8 protein-coding genes and 1 pseudogene are annotated in these 7,788 nt (G+C 35.3%); 8 read left to right on the top strand and 1 reads right to left on the bottom strand.

Going from position 1 to position 7,788, the window contains the following annotated elements; genetic code table 11:
- From CWR48_RS20900 to CWR48_RS16360, 8 genes and pseudogenes are all read left to right on the top strand, one after another.
- A pseudogene (locus CWR48_RS20900) lies at positions 1-979 on the top strand (hypothetical protein); the annotation flags it as partial.
- 19 nt (positions 980-998) lie between these two features.
- Positions 999-1,280, top strand: coding sequence for a hypothetical protein (locus tag CWR48_RS16390; RefSeq protein ID WP_115774407.1), 282 nt, complete (start codon positions 999-1,001; stop codon positions 1,278-1,280).
- 35 nt (positions 1,281-1,315) lie between these two features.
- A complete protein-coding gene (locus CWR48_RS16385; protein WP_115774406.1) occupies positions 1,316-2,074 on the top strand; it encodes an enhanced serine sensitivity protein SseB in 759 nt (252 codons plus the stop codon).
- A 155-nt stretch (positions 2,075-2,229) separates the two neighbouring features.
- On the top strand, positions 2,230-2,475 hold the full coding sequence (locus CWR48_RS20895; RefSeq protein WP_245976841.1) for a hypothetical protein: 246 nt from the start codon (positions 2,230-2,232) through the stop codon (positions 2,473-2,475).
- Complete coding sequence (locus tag CWR48_RS20890) at positions 2,441-3,430, top strand: hypothetical protein (protein WP_245976840.1); 990 nt, start codon at positions 2,441-2,443, stop codon at positions 3,428-3,430. The genes CWR48_RS20895 and CWR48_RS20890 overlap by 35 nt, the downstream gene beginning before the upstream one ends.
- Positions 3,431-3,437: 7 nt before the next feature.
- Positions 3,438-3,830, top strand: a complete 393-nt coding sequence (locus tag CWR48_RS16370; protein ID WP_115774405.1) for an immunity 22 family protein — start codon at positions 3,438-3,440, stop codon at positions 3,828-3,830.
- Complete coding sequence (locus tag CWR48_RS16365; RefSeq protein WP_115774404.1) at positions 3,817-4,581, top strand: hypothetical protein; 765 nt, start codon at positions 3,817-3,819, stop codon at positions 4,579-4,581. The genes CWR48_RS16370 and CWR48_RS16365 overlap by 14 nt, the downstream gene beginning before the upstream one ends.
- A 79-nt stretch (positions 4,582-4,660) precedes the next feature.
- On the top strand, positions 4,661-5,914 hold the full coding sequence (locus CWR48_RS16360) for a serpin family protein (protein WP_115774403.1): 1,254 nt from the start codon (positions 4,661-4,663) through the stop codon (positions 5,912-5,914).
- Between the two features lie 159 nt (positions 5,915-6,073).
- On the opposite strand, the gene CWR48_RS16355 is transcribed toward CWR48_RS16360, so the two are convergent.
- Positions 6,074-7,465, bottom strand: coding sequence for an MBL fold metallo-hydrolase (locus CWR48_RS16355; protein ID WP_115774402.1), 1,392 nt, complete (start codon positions 7,463-7,465; stop codon positions 6,074-6,076).
- Positions 7,466-7,788: the final 323 nt, after the last annotated feature.

Raw genomic sequence — 7,788 nt, 5'->3', positions numbered from 1 at the left:
AGAATTAGGCTCTGCAATCTCGGGGGAAGATTGGAGTTCTGGTAGAGAACTAGATACTGGCGAACGCTGGTTCCGCGGGGCATTAGCGCCACTGGATATTATCCCTGGTGTAGCAGGAATCAAGAAATTCAGTAGTGGCGTACGAGTTGCCAATCGAGCTGTGAATATGGGACAATTTGGTTTGAAAGCGGGAATAAAAACAAGTGCCAGACAGAAATTGAATCGTGTTGAGAACATGGTGATCGAAGCTGGTAAACAATCGAGTGTCCGTTTGCGAAATGCTGGATCAGTGATAAAAGATACGACAAGCGTTGTGAAGGATAAATTAGCAAGGAATGCAATAGAGCTTGGGAGAGCTGCAGATACTACATGGACGAACGTGAAGAACATTATACCGACTCGAAATATGGTAGCGATGGATGGGGTTGGAAATGTCCGTATGCCTGCGGAGAATACGCATTTTTTTGAGAATAATATAATGAATAGGTTGGGTAAGACGGATGGTGTGAGTATTGGTAGTATGGTAGAAGAAGTTCAAGAAACCATAAATCATGGGAAATATTCTACTCACGTCGATACTGAAGTTATAGAAATAAAAAAAGTGGATTTAGGCAAAGACTTAGCAAATACATTTAAAGACGGAGTATACAGAACTGTTATTACAAATAAAGAAGTAACGCTGTATCGTGCTTTTGGCGGAAAGGCAGATGCTGTTGGAGGATTTGCAACAACTAAACTGGCCAAAAATAGAATCGACGCAAAAATAGATTCAGCTTTGCTGCCTGAGTGGAAAAATACACGTATGTATGAAGCTAAAATAGTAGTACCTAAAGGAGAAATATTGAATATTGGTAGAGTTGCGCTTCAAACAATAATAGAAACAGGAACGATTTTGATAGGAGATGCTGATCAAATATTATTACCAAGAGATTGGTCTATAAAATGGATAAAAGATATTAGAACTATTCCAAGTAAATAAAAAAGGAAGGATGTTAAAAATGAAAAGTGATTTCAGATTAGAGTTAAAAAAACAATGTGAAATTGTCATTGATGAATTAAAAACGTATTATGAGAGCGAACTGAGATATAATGGAGTTATAAAAGACATACACGATAAATTTATTACGATTATAGAGAAGATTGAAGATGGGGAATCTGTTCAAAATGATTCTTTTAGTGGCTGTGTAAGAATGTTTGTAGATGATACTACGGATTACACCAGTCCAATAATAAAAAATATAGAAAAAGCAGAAAATTTACTTGAAAGATGTCAATCGTAAGTTTATAGAGTAAAAGAATATGAGGTGATTTTATTTTGTTTGATATAAATAAACCTGTCACTAATCCAAAACTAATTGAAATTATAGATAGGTTAAAAACCAACTATGTAGAAGAAAATGAACATGAATTTTTTAAAGAGTTATTGAGTGCTAACTTTCTAGCACCTGTTGTAATAGAACCAATACCAGAAAACAAGGATGGAAAAACAGTATTAAAAGAAGGTACAAAAATTAATTTTATTGCAATAAACAATGAAAAAGGAGAAAACTTCTTTCCAGCCTTTACGGACTGGAATGAATTACGAAAATGGAGCGATAAAATTGATATACAAACCTTTATTTTAACATTTAAGGATTATGAAGAAATGATTTTCAGAAAGGAAAATGATACATGGGTAGGGTTTGTTATAAACCCCTATGGAGAAGATATTGTAATTAATAGGGAAAAAATGAGAGTAGTTAATAATAATGATGCAAAAATTGAAAAGGATGAATCTGTCATAATAGGCATCCCAAAAGAATATCCGAATGAGATGGTCAATTCTCTTAAAGAGTATTTTTCAAAAGTTAACAGTGTTAAAAGTGCCTATATATTATTGATGATACGAAATCAAGGGGAAAAAAGCTATTTAATGGTCATTGATACAGATAACAATCCGAATAAAGTATTTGAAAAGGTTACCAATGTAGCAACAAAGTATTTAAAAGTTGATGAAAAGATAGATTTTGTTACCTTGAGTGATTCTTTTGGAAAAGATGCAATAGTAGGTCAACAACCTTTTTATCAGAAATAATTTGGTTTAAGATTAATAGGAGAAAAGAAAAACACAATACTTGAAACCAACTAAACTAACATAGTGAAGTAATATTGGAATTAGAGTTTGAAATGGATGAAAATTTGTTTCAGCACAATAAGTGAAGAAAAGTTCATTCCAAATAGATTTGATTTATGATAAAGGCAGGGGATAGTGGATCCTTTGCCTTTTATCTTTATAGTATGGCCGATTTTATAATGATCCAATTTATTATGGATTTGAATTCGATACAGCGATATCTTGAAAAGAGTACGGGTAAAAATCCAGAAATAGTGAAGATTACAGAGGAACAATTATCTACTAAACCTCCATATTCTAGAGATCCTGAAAAATGGCAGAAAAAAGGTGGGAAAATCGAAATTAGCGAGGAAGGAATATGAACTTATATTGATTGGGAGATTCCTCCAAATCAAGTTTCTTATCCTGGAGGTTTTCCGGACTTTAAATCTGCTGGGTTTAGCGCCTCTGGATATCATCCCTGGTGTAGCAGGAATCAAGAAATTCAGTAGTGGCGTACGAGTTGCCAATCAAGCAGCGAATATGGGGCAATTTGGTTTGAAAGCGGGAATAAAAACAAGTGTTAAGCGAGAATTGAATCGTGTTGAAAACATGGTGATTGAAGCTAGTAAACAATCGAGTGTACGCTTGCGAAATGCGGAAGCAGTGATAAAAGATACGACCAAGCTAGCCAAAGATAAATTAGCGAGAGATGAAATAGAGCTTGGGAGAGTTGCAGATACTACATGGACGAACGTGAAGAACATTATACCGACTCGAAATGTGGTAGCGATGGATGGGGTTGGAAACGTCCGTATGCCTGCCGAGAATACACATTTTTTTGAGAATATGACAAAGGATTGGTTGGGTAAGACGGATGGTGTGAATGTTGGTGAAAAGGGAACTAGTGAAGCTTTAGCAAAAATTAAAATTCCTTCTATTAGAAACGGAGAGTTCAACAAATGGTTTGACGATTTATCTCCAGAACAGTTCAATAGAATGTGGGAAAATAAAGAGTTAAGAAAAAAGATTGAAGATAGAATTCGAAAACCGTGTGGCCATCATGAGTGGCATTTGGTGGCAAGAACTCCTAAATTTAAAGAGTGGGGAATATCAATGGATGACATAAAAGAGATGAGAACTTTCACTAAAGATGTTAAATTTGTAAATCCACCCGGAGTTCATGGTGGAGAAGGATCTACTATAGCACATAATCAAATTCTACGTATTATAGATACATCGGTAGATTATGAAACTTTTGTAAAAAGATTGAACAATTGGGCAGAAGATAGATTGGAAAACGGAAAAATGGGATTACAAATAGGATTAAGGAGGTAGTATAATTATGAATGATAATGTATCAATATGGATTGGAAATTTTGAGAGTAAGGAAGAGTTGGAGAATTATACAAATATTGAATATACAGATGATGGGGATAGTATTTCTTCAATATTCGAAAGGGACTTTAATTTAGAATATTATGATCGCGATTTAGTCGAAAAGAAATGGATTAGTCCATCTACGAATAATGTGAAGGAGTTATTGAAAGGTTTTTCTTACTCCAATCAATTTTTCGAACAATATGATACTTCTAACTATAAAGAGGAATCTAATGTTGCTATTCTGATTTATAATATGGAATATGATGCTAATAAAACAAAGATTAAATATAAAAATAGTGAATTGAAATTTATCGGTGTTGCTCATTATATAATAACTGTTGATGATAGATGGTGAATTTCTAAATATAATTGAACAAATTAAAGAGCTGTCTTATAAGCCTAAACGAGCACATTCTCCATTATCTTCAAGTGAATTGGAAGCTCAATTATCAAAGATATGGGATTCCACTAATATTGCTGCGATTAGGGAAAAGACAGAGGCTAATGATGTCTCGGAATATCAGCAGGATTTTCCGACTAGCCCAGCAACACAACGGAATCAGCTAAAAATGGAATGGCCAAAAGAGCAAAGCAGATGGCCAGTGGTCATTATTATACTAGCGATGTTTCTCGGTGTCATCGCTCGATTTGGTCCAACAATGATAGAGAATGCCAATCGTCGAGTTCCTGTGTCGACGGAAATAATGAAAACGATAGAAGCAACCCAAGAGCATCTAGCACAGGAGAAAGAAAGCACGAGTACAGATGAAAATAAGCAAGTTGTAGAAAAGTTTATTCAGAATATGAGTGAAGATACGATAGAACATAGCATAACTACTATTGTATCAGAAGACTATGAATCTATTATATTAAAAAATATCAATTATCAATTTATGAAGAAATTAGGAAATGCAGATATAGAAAAAGTGTTCCAACCAAATACAGGCTTATCTATTACCTATTTTTTAATCGTGAATGAAGAAGAGAATATTAATGTGATTGTGGAAGTGGCGTTCAAACAGATCACACACATGTATGCGGAAAACTTTAATCAATCAGAAGAAGAGGAATTGGAGTACCAAAGCTTATGGAAAAAATGGATTTAGATGGAGTATATGTACAATAATTATTAATTTTAACGTTTCCATTCCTTAATAGACTAATGAGTAAAGGGCGGTAAGAAGAATGAAAAAGTTAGTTAAATACGTACTCTTACTATTCGGTTTGATGATAGTAGTAAACGGTTGCGGTACAACTAATGGAGTTGTTAAATCCGGGGATGTTGAATTCGAAGAAAATGATTACAAACAAATTGTTTCTCCTAACAACGAATTGGGATTTAATCTACTAGGAGAAGTAGAGCCTGATGAAAATGGCAACCTATTCATTTCACCAACGAGTCTTTTAATGGCGTTATCTATGGTATACAATGGTGCGGCAGGAGAGACAAAAGAGGAAATTGCAAATGTCTTGCAGGCGGAGGAAATTGATGTGGAAGCGTTAAATCAAGCGAATACTTCCTTGATGTCGATGCTCCATCATCATTCAGAGCAAATTAAACTCGATGTTGCAAATTCCATTTGGTTAAACCATGAATATCATTTTCAGGATGTGTTTGCAGAAAATAATAGAGATTATCTTAACGCAGAAATAGAAGAAATTGATGTAAACGATGCGGAGAGCCCTAAGAAAATAAATGATTGGGTAAAGGAAGCAACGAATAATAAGATTGAGGAAATAGTCGAAGCACCATTAGATCCGGATTTAGTTGCGGTTCTTATTAATGCAATCTACTTTTATGGCAATTGGACATACGAATTTAACAAGCAGCAGACGGAAAATCGACCGTTTGATTTAGCGGATGGTACAACTAAAGATGTTCCGCTTATGTCATTAAAAGAGAAATTAGCTTATATGGAAAACGAGAGCTTTCAGGCAATTGCACTGCCATATGGTGATGATGAGTCGATGAGCATGAACGTGTTTCTCCCAAAGGAAAACACAAGTCTAACAGATTTTCAAAATCAATTAACGAATGAAAACTGGAATTTATGGAAATCGGAATTTCACAAAAAGGAAGGAACGATTTTACTTCCGAAATTTCAATTAGAATATGAAGCAATATTAAATGACGCATTAAGACATTTAGGAATGACTACTGCATTTGATGAAAACAGTGCAGATTTTTCTAATATGATTAAAGAAGATGATCCGCTCTGGATTAGTCAAGTAAAGCAAAAAACGTTTATTGATGTGAATGAAGAAGGAACAGAAGCGGCTGCTGTAACGTCAGTAGAAGTGAAAACAGAATCTGCACCAATTGATGGACCGTTTTATATGGAAGTTAATCGACCATTCTTTATTGCTATTACAGATGATGAAACAGATGTCATTTTATTTATGGGGCTTATTTCCAACCCGAAGGAAGGAGCCTATTAGTTTTAGTTTAATTTAATACTTTATTTGACGATTACATATTAAGTAACAAAAAAGTCAACAGTGATACGAAGAATAGATGACTGTTGACTTTTTTATGGGAATTTTTATTATTTTGATCTATCATTTACTGTATAAGGAAGCTAAAAACAGGCACCTAAACTACCAGGCAGAATACCCACCAGTCATATTAGCTACATTTGAAATGCCGTTTGCCTGAAGAATACTTACAGCTATGGCAGAACGGAGGCCTGTCTTGCAATGGACAATTATTTTCTTATCTTGGTTTAATTCAGCGATTCGTTTCGTTAGCGTACCAAGCATAATATGCTTTGCCTGTTCAATATGCCCGTCATTCCATTCGGATTGATTGCGCACATCGAGCACGTATATTTCCTGATTTTTTAAAAGCTCTTTCATTTCTGCTGGTGTGATGTTTTCGTAGGATTCCAATAATGATGAAGGAGCATTGGCTATGATTGCCTCAACATCAGCATATCCTCTGATATTATCAATTCCAATGGAGTGAAGTGCCACTTGTATTTCTTCAACATCTTCTGCATTTGCCAATAAATAGAGTGGTTGATTGTAATCGACAAGCCAACCAGCCCAAGTTGTAAAGGATTGCCGGAGTGGAATATTGACTGTTCCAGGAAGATGTCCAGCCGCAAATTTTTCCGGCGAACGGATATCGATTATTTGCTGTCCATCTCTTAGTAATGTCTGAACATCCCCTAGTGAAGTAATAATTTTTGACTGTGAAACGTTTTTTACTAAATCCATTCCCACTTTATTTACCCGTTTCATGACAGAAAAATACGCTGGTGGTTCGGGTTGTCCGTCGAGTAATTCCATGATGAAAGCTGCTTCGTCCATATCCTGTAATGCCCAGTTGAATTGCTTTTCATATCCGACAGTTGATGATGGCACAGCACCAAGTGCTTTTCCACACGCACTCCCCGCGCCATGTGCTGGCCATACTTGCAAGTAATCAGGCAATAATTTGAATCGTTGTAGTGATTGATACATTGCCTTTGCGCCAGCTTCTGATGAACCATCAATTCCTGCAGTTTTTTCCAATAAATCGGGACGGCCGATGTCGCCAACGAAAACAAAATCACCCGTAAAAATCCCCATGGGCTTATCCACATTGCCACCACCATCTGTCAATAAATAGGAAATGCTTTCCGGTGTATGTCCAGGTGTATGCATAATATCAAAGATGATATTTCCAATATTAAATCGGTCTCCATCTTTTAATAATTGATGGTTAAATGATTCTAAATTTTGATATTTCCAGTCTGCTCCACCTTCGTCTGAAAGATATAGCGTGGCATTGAATCGGTCTGCTAGTTCCCTTGAACCTGTTACGAAATCGGCATGTATATGCGTTTCGAGTGCGCCAATAATTTTAAGATTTTCCGTACCTGTTGCATGGATATATGGCGCAATATTGCGCATAGGATCAACTACTACAGCAACGCCTTTTTCCTGGCAACCAACTAAATAAGATGCATGTGACAGCTTTTCATCATAAAAATAACGTAACAACAAGTTTCATCTGCCCCTCTCCATTAAAAAAGTGATGAATTAAAAATATGTAATACTAATTTTCAAGTCAGCTAATAAGTAAAGGAAAATTCACTTTATTTCTAACTAAATTCTATCATGCAAACCATTTTTGAGGTATCGAAGGTAGGGAAATTAACATAAAATTAGTAATTCTTGATTGATGAAATTTGAAATGGATGTTACATGATGTATTTGATGTCAAAATTCGACAAAACTCGGGGAGTGACAGTGCTTAACCCCCTTATAATGGACAATAGGATATAATAAAAATACGTCATATCAGACATTATAGGGGGAATATGGGA

The sequence above is a fragment of the Oceanobacillus arenosus genome (genome assembly GCF_003369575.1).
In the GTDB taxonomy this organism is placed as follows: Bacteria; Bacillota; Bacilli; order Bacillales; family Amphibacillaceae; genus Oceanobacillus; species Oceanobacillus arenosus.
This window is presented reverse-complemented; position numbering and strand designations above follow the sequence as displayed.

Excerpts from the sequence above, each read along its gene's own strand:
- CWR48_RS16390 (WP_115774407.1), top strand. The coding sequence starts at position 999 with ATGAAAAGTGATTTCAGATTAGAGTTAAAAAAACAATGTGAAATTGTC.
- CWR48_RS20895 (WP_245976841.1), top strand. The coding sequence starts at position 2,230 with ATGATAAAGGCAGGGGATAGTGGATCCTTTGCCTTTTATCTTTATAGT.
- CWR48_RS16370 (WP_115774405.1), top strand. The coding sequence starts at position 3,438 with ATGAATGATAATGTATCAATATGGATTGGAAATTTTGAGAGTAAGGAA.
- CWR48_RS16365 (WP_115774404.1), top strand. The coding sequence starts at position 3,817 with ATGATAGATGGTGAATTTCTAAATATAATTGAACAAATTAAAGAGCTG.
- CWR48_RS16360 (WP_115774403.1), top strand. The coding sequence starts at position 4,661 with ATGAAAAAGTTAGTTAAATACGTACTCTTACTATTCGGTTTGATGATA.